This is a genomic window from Bradyrhizobium sp. SZCCHNR3119 (genome assembly GCF_032487775.1).
Classification (GTDB): domain Bacteria; phylum Pseudomonadota; class Alphaproteobacteria; order Rhizobiales; family Xanthobacteraceae; genus Bradyrhizobium.
The window spans coordinates 1,074,881-1,092,976 of sequence record NZ_JAUEUV010000001.1; the positions used below are offsets into that span (position 1 = coordinate 1,074,881).

General features: G+C 62.4%; 17 protein-coding genes. 8 read left to right on the forward strand and 9 right to left on the reverse strand.

All coding sequences use genetic code 11. The features are described 5' to 3' along the window. Positions 1-8 precede the first annotated feature (8 nt). Complete coding sequence (locus QX034_RS05180; protein WP_315741988.1) at positions 9-1,166, reverse strand: alpha/beta hydrolase family protein; 1,158 nt, start codon at positions 1,164-1,166, stop codon at positions 9-11. A 141-nt stretch (positions 1,167-1,307) separates the two neighbouring features. On the opposite strand from QX034_RS05180, the gene QX034_RS05185 reads away from it, so the two are divergent. Then, complete coding sequence (locus QX034_RS05185; protein WP_315704782.1) at positions 1,308-2,216, forward strand: LysR family transcriptional regulator; 909 nt, start codon at positions 1,308-1,310, stop codon at positions 2,214-2,216. Positions 2,217-2,303: 87 nt separating this feature from the next. Here the strand turns inward: QX034_RS05185 and QX034_RS05190 are convergent, their stop codons facing one another. The 8 genes from QX034_RS05190 to QX034_RS05225 all read right to left on the reverse strand — a co-directional run bounded on the left by QX034_RS05190 (position 2,304) and on the right by QX034_RS05225 (position 11,856). Further along, on the reverse strand, positions 2,304-3,290 hold the full coding sequence (locus tag QX034_RS05190; protein ID WP_410050919.1) for a transporter: 987 nt from the start codon (positions 3,288-3,290) through the stop codon (positions 2,304-2,306). Between the two features lie 819 nt (positions 3,291-4,109). Next, complete coding sequence (locus QX034_RS05195; RefSeq protein ID WP_315727656.1) at positions 4,110-5,393, reverse strand: IS701 family transposase; 1,284 nt, start codon at positions 5,391-5,393, stop codon at positions 4,110-4,112. Positions 5,394-5,856: 463 nt separating this feature from the next. Beyond that, positions 5,857-7,047 carry a M24 family metallopeptidase gene (locus tag QX034_RS05200; RefSeq protein ID WP_316166462.1) on the reverse strand — a complete coding sequence of 397 codons (1,191 nt, stop codon included), beginning with the start codon at positions 7,045-7,047 and terminating at the stop codon, positions 5,857-5,859. Next, positions 7,044-8,015 (reverse strand): D-2-hydroxyacid dehydrogenase, encoded by a 972-nt coding sequence (locus QX034_RS05205; protein WP_315727654.1) that lies wholly within the window; start codon positions 8,013-8,015, stop codon positions 7,044-7,046. Before QX034_RS05205 ends, QX034_RS05200 begins: the two co-directional genes overlap by 4 nt. Continuing rightward, positions 8,008-9,312: a TRAP transporter large permease gene (locus QX034_RS05210; RefSeq protein WP_315806390.1), complete on the reverse strand. Its 1,305-nt coding sequence runs from the start codon at positions 9,310-9,312 to the stop codon at positions 8,008-8,010. Before QX034_RS05210 ends, QX034_RS05205 begins: the two co-directional genes overlap by 8 nt. Next, complete coding sequence (locus tag QX034_RS05215; RefSeq protein ID WP_315727650.1) at positions 9,309-9,830, reverse strand: TRAP transporter small permease; 522 nt, start codon at positions 9,828-9,830, stop codon at positions 9,309-9,311. Before QX034_RS05215 ends, QX034_RS05210 begins: the two co-directional genes overlap by 4 nt. 59 nt (positions 9,831-9,889) lie before the next feature. Beyond that, positions 9,890-10,903 carry a TRAP transporter substrate-binding protein gene (locus QX034_RS05220; RefSeq protein ID WP_315727648.1) on the reverse strand — a complete coding sequence of 338 codons (1,014 nt, stop codon included), beginning with the start codon at positions 10,901-10,903 and terminating at the stop codon, positions 9,890-9,892. A 149-nt stretch (positions 10,904-11,052) separates the two neighbouring features. Continuing rightward, positions 11,053-11,856: an IclR family transcriptional regulator gene (locus QX034_RS05225; RefSeq protein WP_315704788.1), complete on the reverse strand. Its 804-nt coding sequence runs from the start codon at positions 11,854-11,856 to the stop codon at positions 11,053-11,055. A 262-nt stretch (positions 11,857-12,118) separates the two neighbouring features. Between QX034_RS05225 and QX034_RS05230 the strand changes: the two genes are divergently transcribed. The 7 genes from QX034_RS05230 (at position 12,119) to QX034_RS05260 (ending at position 18,038) form a co-directional block, all read left to right on the forward strand. Continuing rightward, positions 12,119-12,958: a cyclase family protein gene (locus QX034_RS05230; protein WP_315704789.1), complete on the forward strand. Its 840-nt coding sequence runs from the start codon at positions 12,119-12,121 to the stop codon at positions 12,956-12,958. After that, positions 12,958-13,308: a cupin domain-containing protein gene (locus tag QX034_RS05235; protein WP_315704790.1), complete on the forward strand. Its 351-nt coding sequence runs from the start codon at positions 12,958-12,960 to the stop codon at positions 13,306-13,308. Before QX034_RS05230 ends, QX034_RS05235 begins: the two co-directional genes overlap by 1 nt. Further along, positions 13,305-14,114: an SDR family NAD(P)-dependent oxidoreductase gene (locus QX034_RS05240; protein ID WP_315704791.1), complete on the forward strand. Its 810-nt coding sequence runs from the start codon at positions 13,305-13,307 to the stop codon at positions 14,112-14,114. The genes QX034_RS05235 and QX034_RS05240 overlap by 4 nt, the downstream gene beginning before the upstream one ends. Before the next feature lie 36 nt (positions 14,115-14,150). Next, positions 14,151-15,095 carry a 3-hydroxyacyl-CoA dehydrogenase family protein gene (locus tag QX034_RS05245; RefSeq protein WP_315729648.1) on the forward strand — a complete coding sequence of 315 codons (945 nt, stop codon included), beginning with the start codon at positions 14,151-14,153 and terminating at the stop codon, positions 15,093-15,095. 60 nt (positions 15,096-15,155) lie between these two features. Then, complete coding sequence (locus QX034_RS05250; protein ID WP_315704793.1) at positions 15,156-15,995, forward strand: 3-keto-5-aminohexanoate cleavage protein; 840 nt, start codon at positions 15,156-15,158, stop codon at positions 15,993-15,995. 67 nt (positions 15,996-16,062) lie between these two features. Then, a complete protein-coding gene (locus tag QX034_RS05255; RefSeq protein WP_315704794.1) occupies positions 16,063-16,725 on the forward strand; it encodes a DAPG hydrolase family protein in 663 nt (220 codons plus the stop codon). 83 nt (positions 16,726-16,808) lie between these two features. Beyond that, positions 16,809-18,038, forward strand: a complete 1,230-nt coding sequence (locus tag QX034_RS05260; protein WP_315704795.1) for an amino acid ABC transporter substrate-binding protein — start codon at positions 16,809-16,811, stop codon at positions 18,036-18,038. The last annotated feature ends 58 nt before the right edge of the window (positions 18,039-18,096 follow it).

The window sequence follows — 18,096 nt, forward strand, 5'->3', positions numbered from 1 at the left end:
CCTGCAGCTCAGGCGACATGCCCGTTCAACGTCTCCGCGACCCAGTCCGCGATGTAGTGGCCGGCATTGATGCTGTTGTCGAAGCTCGCATGCTGGGAGCCACCTTCGCGGTCGGTGAAGATCTTCAGCTCACGCTTGGGCGAATTGATCAGCTGCTCATAGGTCCGTTCGGCCCAATGTAGCGGGATCTGCGAGTCCTTCTCGCCATGGGTCACCAGGAAAGGCACCCTGATGCGGTCGAGTATGCCATTGAGATGGACCTGTTCGGCGATCCGCAGGAAGTCGTCCTGATCCTTTGCGCCCCACACCCAGCGCACATGCGCCCAATAATGCGGGACCGGGAAATTACCTTCCTTCTGCAGGCGCCTTTTCTGCACCTCGCGCCAATCATGATTGGCGCCCCACGCCACCCCGCAGGCGAAGCGCGGCTCGAAGGCCACGGCGCGGGGGCAGTAGTAGCCGCCGAGCGAGACTCCCTCGAGGCCGATCCGCTTCGGGTCGACATCGCTGCGGGTTTCCAGCCAGTCGACCACACGCGATGCCCAATGCTCGGTGTCGTAGCGTGCGGGAAGCCCCTGCAGCCGCAGCGCCTCACCCGATCCCGGCTGATCGATCACGAGAGACGACACGCCTCGGCGGGCAAGCCAGGCGGGGAGGCCGACGCGGTATTTCATCTCCTTGGTTGAATCCAGTCCGTTGACCTGCACCAGCAGCGGCACCGGTCCGTCGCGGCCTTCCGCGCGGACGAGAAGACCTGCAATGTGAGTACCCTCGTAGGGGATTTCGACGCGCTCGCAGTTCTCCCGCGCCAGCGCGATTCCCTTGGCAAAGACATCGAGGCACTTCTGGTAGAGCGCCAGCCGTCCCGGCGCATCGTGCGCCTGCAGACGCTCGCAGGTAATCAGATAGCTCGCCGCCCGCCCGTACTTCTCGCCAGCCGACAGTAGCCGGCCCCTCCCTTCGTCCTCGGCCGCCAGCTCGCAGAGCTTGTCCGCCATCCGCGCCCAGGTTTCGCGAAAAGCCTGCGTGCCGCTCGCGTCGGGCTGTCGTGCCGCCTCCTGCAGCGGCGCGCACATCTCCTCGATCTCGCCGATCCGGGCGCCCATCTCGATCGCGAGATCGACCGAGAGATTCCAGACATAATTGGTCGGAAAATATTTGAACATGGCTCCACTCGCGGCGCTGAGGCGTCACGCGCCTTTGGACGTTCTTCCCAAAATCTGGATTAGCCTCGTTTGACCATTTCGAAAAATTGATTATCAAGATCGTTCGCATTGATTGTCTGAATACATCCAGCGAGGCCGGCGATGCGCTTCAACAACAAGTTCGACCTCAATCTTCTGGTGGCGCTCGATCATCTCTTGCACCTACGCAGCGTCAGTGGCGCTGCCGCGCGGATGAACATGACGCAATCGGCAATGAGCAACGCCCTGCTGCGCCTGCGCACCTATTTCGACGACGAACTCCTGGTAAAGATCGGCCGCAAGATGGAGCTCACCCCCCGAGCCGAGGTGCTTAAGGACTCGATCAGAGACCTTCTGGTGCGGGTCGACTGGGCTATCGCCTCGTCCGCACAGTTCGATCCGGCTCAATCGGATCGCTGCTTCAAGATCCTGGCGTCGGACTACACGCTGGTTACGATGATCCCGCGCTTGATGGCACGCACCGAAGCGCTTGCGCCCGGAATCCGCTTCGATTTCATCCAGCAGGTCCAGCGTCCCGAGCGTGCGCTCGAGCGCGGCGATGTCGACCTTCTCATCATCCCGGAGGAATTCAGCTCGAAGCTGCATCCGTCGGAACTGATTTTCGAAGACGACTTCTGCGTCATCGCGTGGAGCAAGGGAAGGTATGGCAAGGGAAAGCTGTCACGCCAGGAGTTCGCCAGGGCGTCACACGTCGTGATGCGGCCGGCGGCTACGGCCCAATCGCTGGAGAGCTACTATCTGGAGCAGCGCAACATGAGCCGCAGCGAGGATGTTTCAGTCTATGCTTTCACCGCGATCCCGCATCTCGTCGCCGGCACAAACCGGATTGCGACCGTGCACCGGCGGCTTGCGGTCGCCGCGCAGCGGAGCCTCCCCATCCGCATCATCGAGCTGCCGGTCTCATTGCCTGCCCTGCGGCAGCGCGTGCAATGGCACCGCTACCGCTCCAACGACGCAGGTCTCTTATGGCTGCGCGATCTGATGCGCGAAGTCGTCGCCGAGTTACCCTGATGGCAGTCGATCAGCCGCGGTCAAGAAGGAACGGCCGTGCGTCGCGCGACCGTTTCCGCCCAGAGGCGATGGATCAAGGCTGGCGACTCAGTGTTTGACCGGCCCGGCTCCGGGCGGCGGCGGCGGCGCCGGCACCCAGATGGGGAAAGCCAGATTGGCCCAGACCGTATCGCCGCGGCTGCCGTTCTCGACGTAGAACGTATGCTGGTAGTTGATGTTGATCTGATAGGGCCCCGCATTGTAGGTCAGCGACGGGCCTGCATTGATGGACCGGAGGCGGTTTCCGTCCTGCACGCCGGCGAAGTTGAACGCCTTCATGCCGTTGACCTTGTCGTCCTGGTACTGATGCGTATAGCCGCCGACCACCCCGAATTTCCAGGCGCCGATATTGTAGCCCGCGGCGAAGTCGACGACGAGCGCATCGCCGCTCCGGTACTGCTGGGTCAGTTGCGTAAAGGCGTTGACTGAGTCTGTGTTGGTGTTGTTCAGCAGCAGACGCGGCGAAACGGCGACCTCTAATCCTTTCGGATCGGCATAGCGATAAGCCAGCACCGGCGAGATCGTGGTATAATTGGTGCCGACATTCAGCGGCTGCCGCGCCGAATAGGTGCCGATATTCGGCATGATGTCGAGGCCGAGGGTGAAGCTCTGCATAGGCGACACCCAGTTCAGGATGATCGGCGAAAAGGTCGGGTTGGCAAAGCCGTTGGCCTGGAACGATCCTCCCGGATTGGAGCTTTCGAGGTGAACATAGGGCACGACCAGCTGAGAATAGATGTGCGCGCCGAAGAAATCGCCGGGATAGCTGGCGAGAAACCGCATTGTCTCCGATACGGCAGAGAGCTTGAAGTTGATCGGCAGCTTGTTGCCCTGTCCGTCATACAAGCCGTTCGAACTGGTGTAGTTGGTCTGACTGATCGCAAACAGACCCGGAATCGGCGGAAATGCGGAGATGAACACCCCGGGCGAGCCCGCCGGGTAGTTCGTAGTCCCGTTCTCGGCGGCCCACGCGCCCCGGATCAGTCCGACCATTATCAATGCTACGGACACGGGCCGCATCAGTCCTGTTCTCATGGATCCCCCCTTTTTAGCGGCGCGTTCTTCTTCGAAACGAGCTTGCGCCCGTCGACCTTCGTCCTGGCGACGCGCCCGCGCCGTCCGATCGCGTCATTGATGAGCGATCGCGGAACATTCGTAAAATTGATCGTTTTGATCTTAGATATTGACCGCCTCGATGCCTCACTGAAGCGTACCGATCGGCGAAGGCACTGGAGCTAAGGCGAGACGTCAGCGATGAACGGCGAGGAGATCCGGCGCATCAGCACGATTGTGCTGTGGCCGCATGGGCCCATGAAGCCGGATGCTCTGCTGGACGCGTCGATCTTCAAAGCAAAGACACTCCCGCAGCATCGGCTTGGGGCAGTATCTATGTCTTGGTTGCGGGGACCTGCAACCATCTCAAATCGCTGCTCGAAGCAGCGGGTCGAACGGCTTTGCCGAGTGCCGTTCCGAGCGGAGCAGTCTCAGGGACGTCCCCTATCGATTGGAAGCCGGCTAGAAGGTTGGACCTCCCAACATAACGGAGATAACTCTTCCACATCAGTGAGGCCGCCAGCCTACTCCCCGGCAAACGCACCATCGATGCCAAATGGACAATCCTGCATTTGGCAATCTCTCATCGGCGGATGGCAGCAAGGGTCCTCTACGCGCTAAACTCAGCACTTTGAAAACGCTGTTTTCCTATTGAAGGGCAGCCTAGTACTACTGCGTCACAAATTTCTCCGCGTTTTTGGCGCCGAGACAAGGCCGCAACATGGACATCGGGGCAATGTTCTTACCAGGGCTCGGATCAGCCGGACGCGCATGGTTGCGATCGAGTTCGGCACGTGGCGCTCAGGCCGCGTAGGCGGCTCCTCTGGGTCGATAATCGGCGGGTAAGGGAGGCGCCTGGATTCTCGGGGCGCAACGCGGTCCTGAGGGGGGAATCGTCGCCTGCTCGGCGATCAGGAAGCCGTAAGCCGCGATGCAAAGCGTGGCGTGATGATGGAAGCCGCGCCAGCCGCGTCCCTCATAGTGCCCGAGTCCGACTTCCTGCTTAAGCTCCTCATAGTCGCGCTCGACGCGCCAACGCAGCTTGGCAAAGTCGACAAGGTGCCGGAAGCTGGTGTTCGCGGGCAATGTCGAGAGCCAGTATTTGGTGGGTTTCTTTTCCCCTTCAGGCCACTCGATCAGCAGCCATTCCGATTGGAGCTTCTCCGGGATCAGCTTGTTGTGCCCGACACGAACGCGCATACGGGCGAACCGTGATGACAGCCATTCGGCCGACCCCTCCCGCCACCTGATCGTGCGCCAGGCCTCCTTGGGCAGGCCGCGAGCTACTTTCTCGGCCGGTACCAGGTCCGGCTCGTCACGACGACCCGTGTTGTTCAGCGGCTTTCCCTTCCGCCGCGGGCCGCTCCCGGGCCGCCACATCAGGGTGTTCGGCAGAATGCCCGCAACATAGGTCAATCCGAGAGACGTGAGTTCTGTGCGCAGCTCCGAGTCACGGCCATAGCCGGAGTCCATCAAGACTGCCCCACGTGGAAGACCGGCTTCGCATGCACGACGTATCTGCTCGAGCGCGATCTTCGACTTGGTCATGAACTTGATGTCTTTGGGCACACCCGCCTTGTTTCGCCGGACGCGGTTCTTGCTCCAGGCTTCCGGCAGGTACAGCCGATAGGCCACCGGCAGGCTGGCGGCGTGATTGGCAATCGACAGCGATACCGTCACTTGGCAATTGGCCTGCTTGCCGAGCTCGCCACAATATTGGTGGTGCACGCCAACCGAATGCTTTCCCTTCTTGGCAAACGACGTGTCATCGAGAATCCAGGCCTCGATCGGCCCGGCTTTTTCCATCGCCGGCAGCACCATCTCGCGCACCTTGGCCAGCACCTTCTCGTCCGACCAGGAGGAGACACCGACAAAGTGCAGCAGCGACTGATGCTGGGCCGCCGTGCGGGCCGGAGCTGTCCTAGCTGCCATCGGTTCCACGCTCTTGCGCTCCCCGGGCAGCATCAGGCCTGTACAATAGTCGTGCAGCGGGCTTATTCTGTCTGCGTGCCCGATCTCGCTCGCGAGACCTTCGACATAGGACGCAAATCGACGCGCACTGGCTTCTTCAAGCTTGAGATCCATTCGACCCTCCCGCGCGTGAAAGTCTGAATCTCTACAAATACTTGATTCTTAGCCTGACGTACCGGCGGTTTTTGACTCAGTAGTACTAGCCCAGGAGCGGGCGTCTGGATCCCATTGCGGTTTGTGGGGCATCGGGGATCGTCTGGAAATGGCTGAATGCGAGGGCCGATGGCGTTAGTCTCTCCCGAAGACCGCAGGCTGAACTTACAGGGTCCTCCCAAGGATTTGTACCAGCTTGCAGGGTCCGTAAGGAGGTAGGGCCCTGTGCCACAACAGATCAGGAGCCGGATTGGCGGACCCAACCCCGATCACAGACTATTTCGTGCCGAGATTACCAGTTGTCGATGCTTGGACAGCACGACAGGCCGGCGTGCGTACACGAATCCGTCTCTGGACGGCAACTTCCGCCTTCATCTCACCACTGCCTGGCCGGGGTACTGCCGCAGCAGCGAGCATGCGACCGCTATAGCTCGAATAACTTCTTCTCGGTGCGATGGAGGCACGCACCCGGCCCTCCCGGGCCAATGAGATAATTGTCGCAGATCACGGCGAAAATCGCGTCGGTCTCATATCCTGGATGCACGGCCAAATTCATGCCGACGGCGATCGCCATGGTCTCGTCGCGACGGATCAGCGGCCGTTCCACCATATCGTAGCCCTGGCTGTGGGCATAGAGCCTCACCTCGGGCGGAAGGCCGCGGGTGGTCATGTAGTCGTCGTGGGCCGCGGCAATAGACCGGGCCGATGTTCCCGGCTTGAGCAGCGACAACGTATGGTCTTGAGCCGCCTTGACCGCCGCGAAGCCATCGCGCAGCTCCGCGCTGGCCTTGCCCAGCACCAAGGTGCGCGCAATCTCGCAAAAGAAGCCGCCGGGCCCGTTGACCTCGATCAGCAGCGACAGATGATCGCCCTCGGCCAAGGTGCGGCCCTGGAAGTGCCGGCCCATGAAGGGCGAGCGAATGCCGATCTTGGCGGAGGCGCCCAGAAAGATGCCCTGCTCGCTGCCGAGCTGCTGGGCCTTCATCTGCGCGGCCGAGGTGATGTCGATATCACGCAGTCCGGGACGAATGACGCGGCAGACATGCGCGAACACCTCATCCTGCTGCGCCGCGGTGCGTCGGATCAAGCCCTGCTCCTCCTCGCTCTTGATCGCCTTGATCGCATCGATCTCCTCCGTGACGTCGACGATCTCGATATTGGCAAGCCCAGCGCGCAGCGCCTCGCTGAACCCGGCGAGAACCCCCCCGGCATTGGCGAGCCCGACCCGCCGCACATTCCGCGCCTGCAGATCCGCCACGGCCAAATCGGCGTCATAGCGCACCGTATAATCGATCGACGGAAATGACGGTGTCGTCAGGATGGTACCGACACCGCGGTGGATCGGGTCTTCACCCTTGAGCGAACGCCGACCGTTGAAGACGCCCATTTCGATCACGGTCATGAGGTCGTCGGCATAGAACAAGACCGTCCGCGGATAGCCGTTGTTGGCCGGAATGTCGGTCAGCCACTTGACGTTTCCGCCGAGCCAATCATTGGTGGCCTGCACGATGACGACGTCGATGCCGTGCTGCTTCAACGCGGCCCGCATCGCGGCCCAGCGCCGAGAGAGTTCCGCATCGCTGATGCGGACCGGAATTCGTTCGTGCACGCTCATGCGGCAGCTCCAGCTCGACCTGATATGATCCGATTGCGCATCCGCGCATGATCGCCCGCCGCAAACGCCCTCACGTTCTCCATCACAAGCGGTAGCAGCTGCTCTTCATAGCAGTCGCTCATGCCGCCGAGATGCGGCGTGATCAGCACATTGTCCAGCTGCCAGAGGGCGCTGGTGGCAGGCAACGGCTCGACATCGAAGACGTCAAGACCTGCCCCGGCGAATGTCCGCCGCTGCAGCCGGTCGATCAGCGCGGCCTCATCCACGACCGGCCCGCGCGCCAGATTGATCAGGAAGCTGTGGGATGGCAGCGCGTCCAGCACCGTCCCGTCGATCAGGTGCCGCGTCTCGGGCGTATAAGCTGCAAGCACGATCAGGAAATCGGCCTCCCGCGCGGTGCGCACCAGTTCGCCGCGGGGACGAACAGCGTCAAATCCACGTCCCTCGCCGCGCGCGTCGCTGATGCCGATCACGCGCACGCCGAATGCCTGGCAGCGCACCGCCAGATCCTCGCTGATCGCCCCGACCCCGACCAGCACGGCGGTCTTTCCGAGCAGGAGACGCTGCGGCCAACGCTCCCATGCTGCGCGATGCTGGTTGTCGACCATCCGCGGCAGTCCCCGCCCCAACGCGAGCATGTGCATGAACGCCATCTCCGACATCTGAGGCCCGTGGATGCCGCGCGCCGAGGTGACGAGGATGTGGTTCGGCAGGCCAAGCGCCAGCAATGGATCGACCCCGGTGGTGAAGGCTTGGATCCATTGCAGCCGCGGGGTGGCCGCAACGAGCCCAGGCGTGATCGACTGCGCGAGTCCCATCAGCACCCGGGCCGAGGCTGCGTGCGCGAGCACCGCCGATGCCGACCCTCCGGCATGGATGATGACCTCCGGACAAGTTTCGGCGAGGCGCGCCGCAAGCCGTGGCACGTCCTGCGTGATTACGACGATCTCGAGAGGACGATCAGCCATACAGGACCCTCGGCAGCCAGAGTGCGAGTTCGGGAAAGATCAGGAGCAGAGCAAGCAGCAGGAAAGGCGCAATCAGGAACGGCAGAATGCCGCGATAGATTGCGCCGAGGCTGATATCCGGCACCTGCGCCTGGATCACGAACAGGTTCATCCCAACCGGCGGATGGATCAGGCCGAGCTCGACCACGATCACCACGATGATCGAGAACCACACCGGGTCGTAGCCATATTGCGTGACCAGCGGCAGAAACACCGGCACCGTGATCAGAACCATGCCGATGCCTTCGAGGAAGCAGCCGATCACGACATAAGCGACTATGATGATGCCCATCACCGCAAGGCCGGGCAGATGCAGCGATTGGGCGATCGTGGCGAGCAGCTGTGGCAATTGCGTCTGAACGACGAAGCTCGCGAAATAGGTCGCGCCGATGATGATGGCGAACAGCAAGGCCGAGGTCGATACCGCGCCCTCGACCGCCTGAAACAGCTGGGCTGCCGACAGCCTGCGGCCGATCACGCCGAGCACGATCGCGCCGAACGCACCGAGCGCAGCGGCTTCGGTCGGACTGAAAATGCCGCCATAAATGCCGCCAATGGTCAGCGTGAACAGCAGCAGGAATTGCCAGGGCTGGCGTAGCGCGCCGAGACGCTCGCGCCAGCCGACGGGCTTGCCGAGCGGGGCGAGCTTTGGGTTCAGCTTCGCCGCAAGCAGCGCCAGCGCGACATAGGACACGGTGAGGATAATCGCCGGAAACAGCGCAGCCGCGAACAGCTTTGGCACCGACTGCTCGGCGATGGCGCCGTAGATCACCAGGATGATCGATGGCGGCACCAGAATGCCGATCGATCCCCCCGCCGCGATCGCACCGGCGGCAAGACCGTCATCGTAGCTCGCCTCGCGCATTTCCGGCAACGCAATGCGCGACATGGTGGCCGCGGTCGCAATCGATGAGCCGCAGACCGCACCGAAGCAGGCGGAGGCCCCGATCGCCGCGACCGCGAGACCGCCGCGCACGCCCGACAGCAGCAGGCGCGCGGCATTGAATAGATCCGCCGATAGCCGCGTGCTCGAAGCGACATCGCCCATCAGGATGAACAGCGGAATCACCGACAGTGCATAGGAATTGGCGACGTCGAACGGCGTCGTGCCGAGCGTCGTGAAAGCTGCGGCCCAGCCATTGATGACGGTGTTGCCGGTGAGGCCGACGATGAGCAGTGCCGCCCAGACCGGAACGCGCAGGAACAAAAGCGCAAACAGCGCGAGAACGCCGATCGCACCGATCCACTGGACACTCATGCCCCCTCCCCGCCTTCGGCATGAGAGATCCTGCGCGAGGCCGGTACTGGCCGCACCAAGGGTCCGAGCGCGCACAGCAGCGTGCCGATCAGGCCGACGATCGCAAAGATCCAGAGCACCCAGAGCTGCAGACCCAGCTCCAGCTTGCGATCACCGTAATCATAGGCCTGCAGGGCGGGCGCGATCATCGCCGCGGTGACAACGATGAGAAGCGCGAGCGAGATCACGTCGGAGAGGCGGACCAGCACGCGCTCGACGCGTGAGCTGACCAGGGAATCGACGATATCGATCACGATGTTCTTGCGCGCAAAGAAACTCGCCGACATCCCATGAAAGACGAAAACGACGAGGCACGCCTCGACGATGTCGTAGGCCCCGCGGATCGGGCGGTTGAAGAGAAAGCGCAAAGTCACGTCGACGCATGTGCTGAGCATCATGATGACGAGCGCGATCATTGCGAGCCGGACTTGAGCTGTTTTCAGACGGGCGGTGAAGGTTTCAAGTGGCGCGGCGGCCATGTTGATATCCTATCGCAGCACACCGCCGGGTTTTCGGCAGGCGTCAGGTGGCTTCCGCTTTAGGCGGTGTAGGCGTCGAGAAACGCTTTGCCCGGCTTGCCTGCCTTCTCGAGCTCGCCGAGGGCCTTGTTGCGCAGCGGAGCAAGAATCTCCTTCACGCGGGAGAGCTCAGCATCGGCGAATTGCGAGATCTGCACGCCCTTGCCGGCCATGTACGCACGACCGGCCTTTTCGCTGGCGTCGAAGGCAGCTCCGAAGCGCTCGGCCATCGCGGGCCCCGTGGTCTTGTCGATCAGCTGTTGCAGTTCGGCCGGCAGTGATTTGAACTTGTTTGGATTCATGGCCACCGCGAAGGTCGCGGTGCTGACACCCGGCTCCAGTGAATATTTGATCACGGTACCCAGATCAAAGCTTTGGCACGCTTCGTAGGGAAATGTCGCGGCATCAATGATGCCCTTGGAGAGGCTGTCTGCGGTTTCGGCCGGAGGCACGGCGAGCGGCGTTGCACCGAGCAGCGGAATGATCTGCGCGAACTGCTCGCCGGCATAGCGGACCCGCAAGCCCTTGAAATCTTCGAGCTTGGCAACGGGACGCTTGCTGGTGTGGACCATGAGCGGATTGGTCACCGCCATCCACAACACCTTCATGCCCTGATGTTCCGGATAGAGGTAGGTCGGCGCCAATTCTGTGAGCCTACGCGAGGTGACGGCGCTGTTGTTGCCTGCCTTCGGCGCCGAGTAAGGCAACGCCACCAGATCTGCCATTGGGAAACGGCCGGGCGTTGCGCCATGGAGACCGACCGCGATGTCCACGACGCCGTTGCGCACGAGATCGAATTGGCGGTTCACCGGACCGAGCTGGGAGGCCGGGAAGATGTTGAGCGTCAGCTGCCCTTGCGACTGCTCGGTGAGGCTCTCGCCCCATTTTGTCAGCTCGCGGTGAAACGTGTGATTGGGCGGCAGATAATGCGAGACTTTCAGACCGATCGGCTCGGCCCTGGCGGACCGTGAGCCGACCATCCCGACCGCAGCTCCCGAGATGGCCCCAAGCAGAGCCGACCGACGTGTGATCATGGCGTTTCCTCCTGCCCTCATGCGCCCGGAGCTTGTTCGCCCCCGGTCCTACAGCGTGGATGTCTCGAACGGACATCTTCTATCGCTGTATTGTTATTCGGTTCAGATGTACCGCATCATGGTTGCGCTCGCAAGAGCCCATTCGCCCCTCAGCGCGACAGAATGCCTTCAACCCTCCGCCGGAAGCCGAGCAGCTTTTCGGCAAAGGCGTCGCGGTTTTCCAGAAAGCGCTGCGTCGGCACTGGAATCGACACCGCGACCGGACGGCCGAAATGATCGATCACGGCCGTGCCGATCGCGCTGATGCCCGCACCATGCTCTTCGAGATCGTAGGCGAGATGAGTGCGGCGAATATCATTGAGCTCGTCGATCAGGCGCTTGCGGTTGGCGAGCGGGAAGTCGGGGTGCTCGGCCAGGCTCTTCTCGATTAGTTCCTCGCTTTCTTCCGGCGAGAAACAGGACAGCACGGCCTTGCCGTTCGCGGTGCAATGGAGCGGGAAACGCTCGCCGACTGCGGACAGCGCTGTTAGCCGGCGACGGCCAGGCACCTGATCGACGAACACCACCGACCCGCCCGACAGGACGGACAGATCGACGGTTTCGCCAACCTCTTCGCCCAAGGCGAGAAGGTGCGGACGAATAATTTCGCTGGAATTTGCACCGATTGAAGCCGCGATCCGCAACAGGCCCATGCCGATCCGAACCTGTCCGGGCCCGCTCGACGTGACGAAGTCCTCGGCCATCAGCGCCGCCACGATCCGCTGCACCGTCGAGCGGGCGAGCCCGACCGACTTCGCAATCTGGCCGAGGCTCAAGCCGTTCGGATGGCTCTCCAGCGTGCGCAGAATGCTGCCGGCGCGCGCCAGCACCTGGATGCCATTGCCGCCACGTTCATCAGACGGTGGCGGCGCGGAGGCTCTGGTTTTTAATGCCCGCGCTGCGGCTTTCGACATCAGTCTCTTATCCTCCGATTGGACCGATCATGCGATCGGAATCTGCTCGCTGACACTTTAGCGCAACGGCCAAAAACACGACGACGCCGCGCGCTCGGATCACACCGATGTCCCTGACTGGCCGACGCGCCGGTTGGCATGAGCCGTTGCGCGTCCGAATTTCGGTTGACCTTTTCCGTTATATGGTACATGTGTATCGCAATGTGGGGCAAGCAGGATTACTTGCTTCGAGGAAAAAGCAGTTCAAAGGGGAAGGATGCGCATGTCCATCAAGATTCGGGGCATCGATTTTCAGAGCAACACCGACAACGCCATGGGTCTGAGGTTCACCAACCTCTCCCATCGCTGGGGATTCCAGTGCCCGAACTGGCCCTATTTCGAAGACGTGAAGATCGAGCGCATCCACTACATGGCGAAGTCTGGCGTGCTGTCTCAGCGCATCACGACCTCGATGCATTCGACCACGCATATCGATGCACCGGCCCATGTGGTGCAGGGCACGCCCTTCATCGACGAAGTGCCGCTGCCGCATTTCTTCGGCTCGGGCCTCGTGGTGTCGCTGCCGAAGAAGAAGTGGGAATCCATCACCGCCGATGATCTGGAAAAGGCCTGCGGCCATGCGATCCGTCCGCACGACGTGCTGATCATCAACACCGGTTGGCATAAGGCTTACGAAGATGGCGATTACTTCGCCTACTGCCCGGGCTTGGTCCCGTCAGCGGCAGACTGGATGGTCGACAAGCAAGTGAAGGTGGTGGGCCACGACACCCAGGCCAACGACCATCCGCTCGCCACGGCCATCGGCCAGCATCGCAACGGCCCGCTGCTGCCGCATCTGCGGGAAGAATATCGCGCCTGGTCCGGCGGTCGCGACTGGACCGAGGACTTCCCGGAATGGGAGCCGGTCCATAACAAGCTCTTCAAGCACGGCATTCTCGGCATCGAGAATGTCGGCGGTGATCTCGACGAGGTCACCGGCAAGCGCTGCACCTTCGCGTTCTTCCCTTGGAATTGGGATCGCGGTGACGGCTGCATCATCCGCTTGGTTGCCATCACCGATCCAAACCAAGCTTACCGCATCGAGAAGGGCGAGGCGTTCTGATGCATGTGAAGCGCTTCCATGATGCCAAGCCCTATGACGCGCCCAACCACCGCGGCGTGGTTGGCCTGCGGCTGCAGGGGTTTGAGCCGGGCGGCCCGACCAACCAATGGGTCGGCCTCTCGCAATTCCTGCCAGGTGGCGGCGCCGGTCCGGATTCGACGCCGTTCGAGAAGGTCTATGTCGTCCTCGCCGGCGAGATGACGGTGATCGTAGACGGGAAGGAGACCGTGCTCAGTCCCTATGACAGCTGCACCATCGCGCCGAACGAGGTCCGCGAGATCGTCAATCGCCGCAATGATGTCTGCACCATGCTGGTCATCATCCCCTATCCGCCGGGTGTCACGCCATGAGCAAGAGCGCGAACTTCCTGAAAAATCCCCTGTCTCTGTTCGATATCGGCGGCAAGGTCGCGGTCGTGACCGGCGCCTCGGGTGCGTTTGGCGCGCTGGCTGTCCAGGTGCTGGCCGGAGCCGGTGCCAAGGTCGCTGCGGTCGCCGGCAATGCTGAAGCGCTGGACAAGACGGTCGCCGATGCGAGAGCGCTCGGCGCCGAGGCGCTGAGCATCCAAGCGCGCCCGCGCGATGAGAAGACCTGCGACGACATTGTTGCCAAGACGGTCGCTGCCTTCGGCGGCGTCGATATCCTCGTCGTCGCCTCCGGCAAGAACGACGTATCCAAAATCGTCGACATGGCGCCAGCGCGCTTCCTCGACGTGATGGATGCCAATGTGACGCAGTCCTGGCTGATGGCCAAGGCAGCCGGCAAGCAGATGCTGGCGCAGGGCCGCGGCGGCAAGATCGTGCTGATGTCCTCGGCGCGCGGCAAGCTCGGCCATCCCGCCGGCTATTCGGCCTATTGCGCCTCGAAATCCGCGATCGACGGCATCACTCGCGCACTCGGCTGCGAATGGGGCGATAGCGGCATCACCGTCAATGCGATCGCGCCAACGGTGTTCCGCTCGCCGCTGACGGCCTGGATGTTCGAGGACACCGAGCGGGCGCGCGACGTACGCAAAGGCTTTCTGGCCCGCGTTCCCAAGGGACGGCTCGGCGAGCCGCAGGATCTCGCAGGTCCCCTGCTGTTCCTGGTCTCGCGAGCCTCGGATTTCTACACCGGCCATACCCTCGACGCCGACGGCGGCTACACGGCGGGATAATCCCCGCCGCCGAACTCCTGACAGCTGGAGACAGGCATGTTGCAGCGGATTGCAGTGATCGGTGGCGGCACGATGGGGCGCGGCATCGCGGCCGCGTTCGCGCTGCGCGGCTTTCCGGTGAACTTGGTCGAACCCTCGGCCGCGCAGCGCGCCACCATCAGGTCTGAGGTCGAGGCCGGCTATGACCTCCTGGTGGACGAGGCATCTGTCGCAGCGGACGCGGCCACAGCCGCCATCGAGCGCATCACTCTATTCGAATCCTTGGCGCCAGCAGTCCAAGACCGCGACTTCATCGTCGAGGCCGCGCCCGAGAAGCTGGAGCTGAAGCAGGCGCTGTTGGCAGAGCTCGACAGTCTGGCGCCGGCTCACGCGATCTTCGCCACCAACACCTCGAGCCTGCCGCTCGCGCCAATGATTGCAGCTCTGCCGGGGGCGCGTCAGGCCCGCACGCTGGTGACGCATTGGTACAACCCGCCGCTGCTGATGCCGCTGGTCGAAATCTCCGCCTTCGGCAACATGCCGCCTGACCTGCTCGAAGAGGTCATAGCCCTGCATCGGCAGATCGACAAGCGCATCGCCAAGGTGGCGAAGGATGTGCCAGGCCTGATTGCCAATCGGATTCAGCAGGCGATCGCGCGCGAGGTGTTCTCCCTGATCGAGCAGGGCGTCGCCGACGCCGCCGACGTCGACACCGCGCTGAAATTCGGCCCGGCCTTCCGCTATGCCACCACCGGCCAGCTCGAGGTCGCCGATTTTGGCGGCCTCGATATCTGGCTCACCGTCGGCGACAATCTGCTCGCGGCGATGGACGCCTCGCGCCAGGCCAGCCCGTTGCTGCGGCAGAAGGTCGCCGAGGGCAAGCTCGGGATCAAGACGGGTGAAGGATTCTACGTCTACGACAAGGAGAACATCCCTGCGATCCGCCGCGCCTTTCTCGGGCGCCTGGTGAAACAGCTCAAGGCGTCAAGCGATTATTCGTGAGATTCTAGTCAACGATCAAGCCGTAACGCCGCTGGTGCACAAAGGAGAGGAAAAAGATTTATGGCCGACACCATCATCACCGTCGCTCCCACCGGCGCGTTTCCAACCAAGGAGCACAATCCAGCAATTCCACTCACGCCACGCGAAATTGCCGAGGACGTCTACGAATGCTGGCAGGCCGGCGCAGCAATCGCGCATTTGCATATGCGCGACGATGCCGGCAAGGGTACCATGGACAAAGGTCGATTTATCGAGACCGTCGGACGCATCCGCCAACGCTGCGACGTCGTGCTGAACCTCACCACGTCAGGCGACCTGAACGCGACAGATGAGACCCGCATGGCGCATCTGATCGAGCTGAAACCCGAGCTCGCTTCCTTCGACGCTGGCTCGATGAATTGGATGCATTCGACGCTGTTCATCAATCATCCGGCCTTCCTTGAGAGGCTTGCCGGAGTCATGAACGAGAACGACGTTATGCCGGAGATCGAGGTATTCGATCCGGGCATGCTCTACAACGCCATCCACTACATGAAGAAAAGCGTGTTGCGAGGACCCGGCTATTTCCAGTTCGTACTGGGCGCAGCCGGAGGTATCGCCGCTACGGTCGAAAACCTCGTGTTCCTCAAGAGCCTCTTGCCACGTCATGCGGAGTGGTCGGCTTTCGGCATCGGCGCTGGCCATCTGCCAATCTTGTTCGCCACCCTTTCGCTAGGGGGGCATATCAGGGTCGGTATGGAGGACAACGTACTCTATGCCAAGGGCCGCCTTGCCAAGAACAATGCTGAGTTTGTTGCCCGCGCTGCACGTCTCGTTCGCGAAGCAAACGGGAGCGTTGCAACCGCACCCAGCGCGCGGGAGATACTCAACCTTTCGGGACGACCATCTCACGCCGCGTAGCATGGTGTCTCGCGCTTGAGACGAAGACAATAAGCAAGATCAACGATAACTACATCGGGAGGAAACGGTGGAATTCGAGGACTGCAATCATCTGCTTGATCCCGGCTATCTTCCGTTCGAGTCGGGCTACAAGGATCTCGCCGCCGGCAAGAAGCTGGTCGCCGCCTTGACGCGGATGCCGGGCTGCCGCGCCAAGATGGTGCACTGGTGGTTCGGCTGGCTCGGCGGCATCGAGCAATACAAGCTCTGGCATCCGCGGGATCATGTCGCCAGTGCCTGGCTCAACCGAGTCGACGGCAACTATATCGGCGCCTCTCACGTCGTCAGCGAATATATGGTAGGTCCTACAGGGCCGCTTTATGATCTCGTCATCGACTTCCACCATCCGCACGAGATCTTCGACGCCGCACGCTATGACGCCTCCGGCGCAGTCGCAGTCTGCGCGCGCATCGGCGATCAGGACGCGCCGGTCCATGTCGGCCGGATGTGTCATTTCGTGCGGGATACCGATTATGGCTGCGAGATGCGCTCCCGCTTCTGGCTCGGCATTCTCGCCGACAAGAAGACGCGCGAGCCGGTGCCCGAACATATCGCCGTCGAAGGGCGCAAGCGCCAGCTCAACGACGATTTCACCCGACGCCTGCACCAGCACGCCACCGAGGAAATGGGTTACCTCGCCGAGATCTTGCCCGTCCTGTACCGGCGCTATACCGGCGACAACACGTTCTAAGGCGGCGCGGGGCGCTCCGGCTCAAGGAGCGCCCCCAAATAAGAGATGGGCCAAAACGGCCTCGCGCAGCAATTGGAGGAAACATGGCCACCCGCACGTCGCAGGCGCCGTTATCAAGACGGCTTCCCGTCCTCAAACGAATTCTGCCCATCACGCTGCTTTCGCTGGCCGCAGCTTGGTCCGCAACGCCAGCCAACGCAGCCGACGACATCGTCATCGGCGCGTCGATTCCGCTGAGCGGACCGCTGGCCGGGTTCGGCAGCTTCCAGAAATGGGGCTACAGCCGTGCGGTCGACGAGGTCAACAAGGCTGGCGGCATCACCATCGATGGCAAGAAGATGCCGGTCCGGCTCGTGCTGCGTGACGACAAGACCGATCCCAACGTCACCGCCGCCAATACCGAGAGCCTGCTGTCGCGCGATCAGGCGCGCGCCCTGCTCGGCTCCTGCACCCCGGCACTGGTCAATGCCGGCGCGCTGGTCGCCGAACGCAAGAAGATCCCGCTGGTCACCGGCTGCAATCCGATCGAGGCATTCAAGTCGGTCCGTAAGTGGAATTACGTCTGGGACCTGTTCTTCCACGAGCCCGAACTCGCCGCGATCCCGTTCAAGGTGCTGGACGATCTCAAGCTCGAGACCAACAAGAAGGTCGCGATCTTCCATGACAACGGCCCGGACGGCCAGGTCGTTGGCGGCACGCTGTGGCCGCAGATCGCCAAGGACGCCGGCTATGACGTCGTGCAGAACGCGTCGTTCCCAGTCGATAACACCCAGTTCACTTCGGTTGTCGCCGAGGCGAAGGCGAAAGGCGCCGAGATCGTGCTGGTCGATGCCATCACCCCGCAAGCGGTCTCGATCCGCAAGCAGATTGCGTCCGCAGGCTTTGCACCCAAGCTGCTCGTCATCGAGAAGGGGGCCGAGCCGGTGCAGTTCGCCGAAGCGCTCGGCAAGCTTGCTGACGGTGTGCTGGTCGGCGGCTACTGGGATCCGAGCTTTCCCTATCCGGGCGCCAAGGATCTCGCGGCCGCGTTCGAAAGCGAGACCAAGCTGACCTTCAGCCAGCACATCGCCGACAGCTATGCTGCGGCGCAGATCCTGCTCGACGCGATCGCGGCGGCCGGCTCGCTCGATCCCGAGAAGATCAACGCTGCGGCCGCCAAGACCGACAAGACCTATGTGGTCGGGCCCATCAAGTTCGACGAGAACCACACCGCCAAGCTGCCGCTGGCGATGCTGCAATGGCAGGGCGGCAAGACGAGCATCGTCTGGCCGGCGGACCGCGCCACCGGCAAGATCCTGTTCCCGGTGCCTTGACCGCTGAGACAAGGCCGGCGCCGATCGCGCCGGCCGTCACCGATGTCATGCGGGCGAA

Bases quoted from the DNA above. Each gene is read 5' to 3' on its own strand.
- QX034_RS05180 (WP_315741988.1), bottom strand. From the start codon at position 1,166: ATGTTCAAATATTTTCCGACCAATTATGTCTGGAATCTCTCGGTCGAT.
- QX034_RS05190 (WP_410050919.1), bottom strand. From the start codon at position 3,290: ATGAGAACAGGACTGATGCGGCCCGTGTCCGTAGCATTGATAATGGTC.
- QX034_RS05185 (WP_315704782.1), top strand. From the start codon at position 1,308: ATGCGCTTCAACAACAAGTTCGACCTCAATCTTCTGGTGGCGCTCGAT.
- QX034_RS05245 (WP_315729648.1), top strand. From the start codon at position 14,151: ATGTTGCAGCGGATTGCAGTGATCGGTGGCGGCACGATGGGGCGCGGC.
- QX034_RS05225 (WP_315704788.1), bottom strand. From the start codon at position 11,856: ATGTCGAAAGCCGCAGCGCGGGCATTAAAAACCAGAGCCTCCGCGCCG.
- QX034_RS05210 (WP_315806390.1), bottom strand. From the start codon at position 9,312: ATGAGTGTCCAGTGGATCGGTGCGATCGGCGTTCTCGCGCTGTTTGCG.
- QX034_RS05220 (WP_315727648.1), bottom strand. From the start codon at position 10,903: ATGATCACACGTCGGTCGGCTCTGCTTGGGGCCATCTCGGGAGCTGCG.
- QX034_RS05235 (WP_315704790.1), top strand. From the start codon at position 12,958: ATGCATGTGAAGCGCTTCCATGATGCCAAGCCCTATGACGCGCCCAAC.
- QX034_RS05260 (WP_315704795.1), top strand. From the start codon at position 16,809: ATGGCCACCCGCACGTCGCAGGCGCCGTTATCAAGACGGCTTCCCGTC.
- QX034_RS05240 (WP_315704791.1), top strand. From the start codon at position 13,305: ATGAGCAAGAGCGCGAACTTCCTGAAAAATCCCCTGTCTCTGTTCGAT.
- QX034_RS05205 (WP_315727654.1), bottom strand. From the start codon at position 8,015: ATGGCTGATCGTCCTCTCGAGATCGTCGTAATCACGCAGGACGTGCCA.
- QX034_RS05200 (WP_316166462.1), bottom strand. From the start codon at position 7,047: ATGAGCGTGCACGAACGAATTCCGGTCCGCATCAGCGATGCGGAACTC.
- QX034_RS05230 (WP_315704789.1), top strand. From the start codon at position 12,119: ATGTCCATCAAGATTCGGGGCATCGATTTTCAGAGCAACACCGACAAC.
- QX034_RS05215 (WP_315727650.1), bottom strand. From the start codon at position 9,830: ATGGCCGCCGCGCCACTTGAAACCTTCACCGCCCGTCTGAAAACAGCT.
- QX034_RS05250 (WP_315704793.1), top strand. From the start codon at position 15,156: ATGGCCGACACCATCATCACCGTCGCTCCCACCGGCGCGTTTCCAACC.
- QX034_RS05195 (WP_315727656.1), bottom strand. From the start codon at position 5,393: ATGGATCTCAAGCTTGAAGAAGCCAGTGCGCGTCGATTTGCGTCCTAT.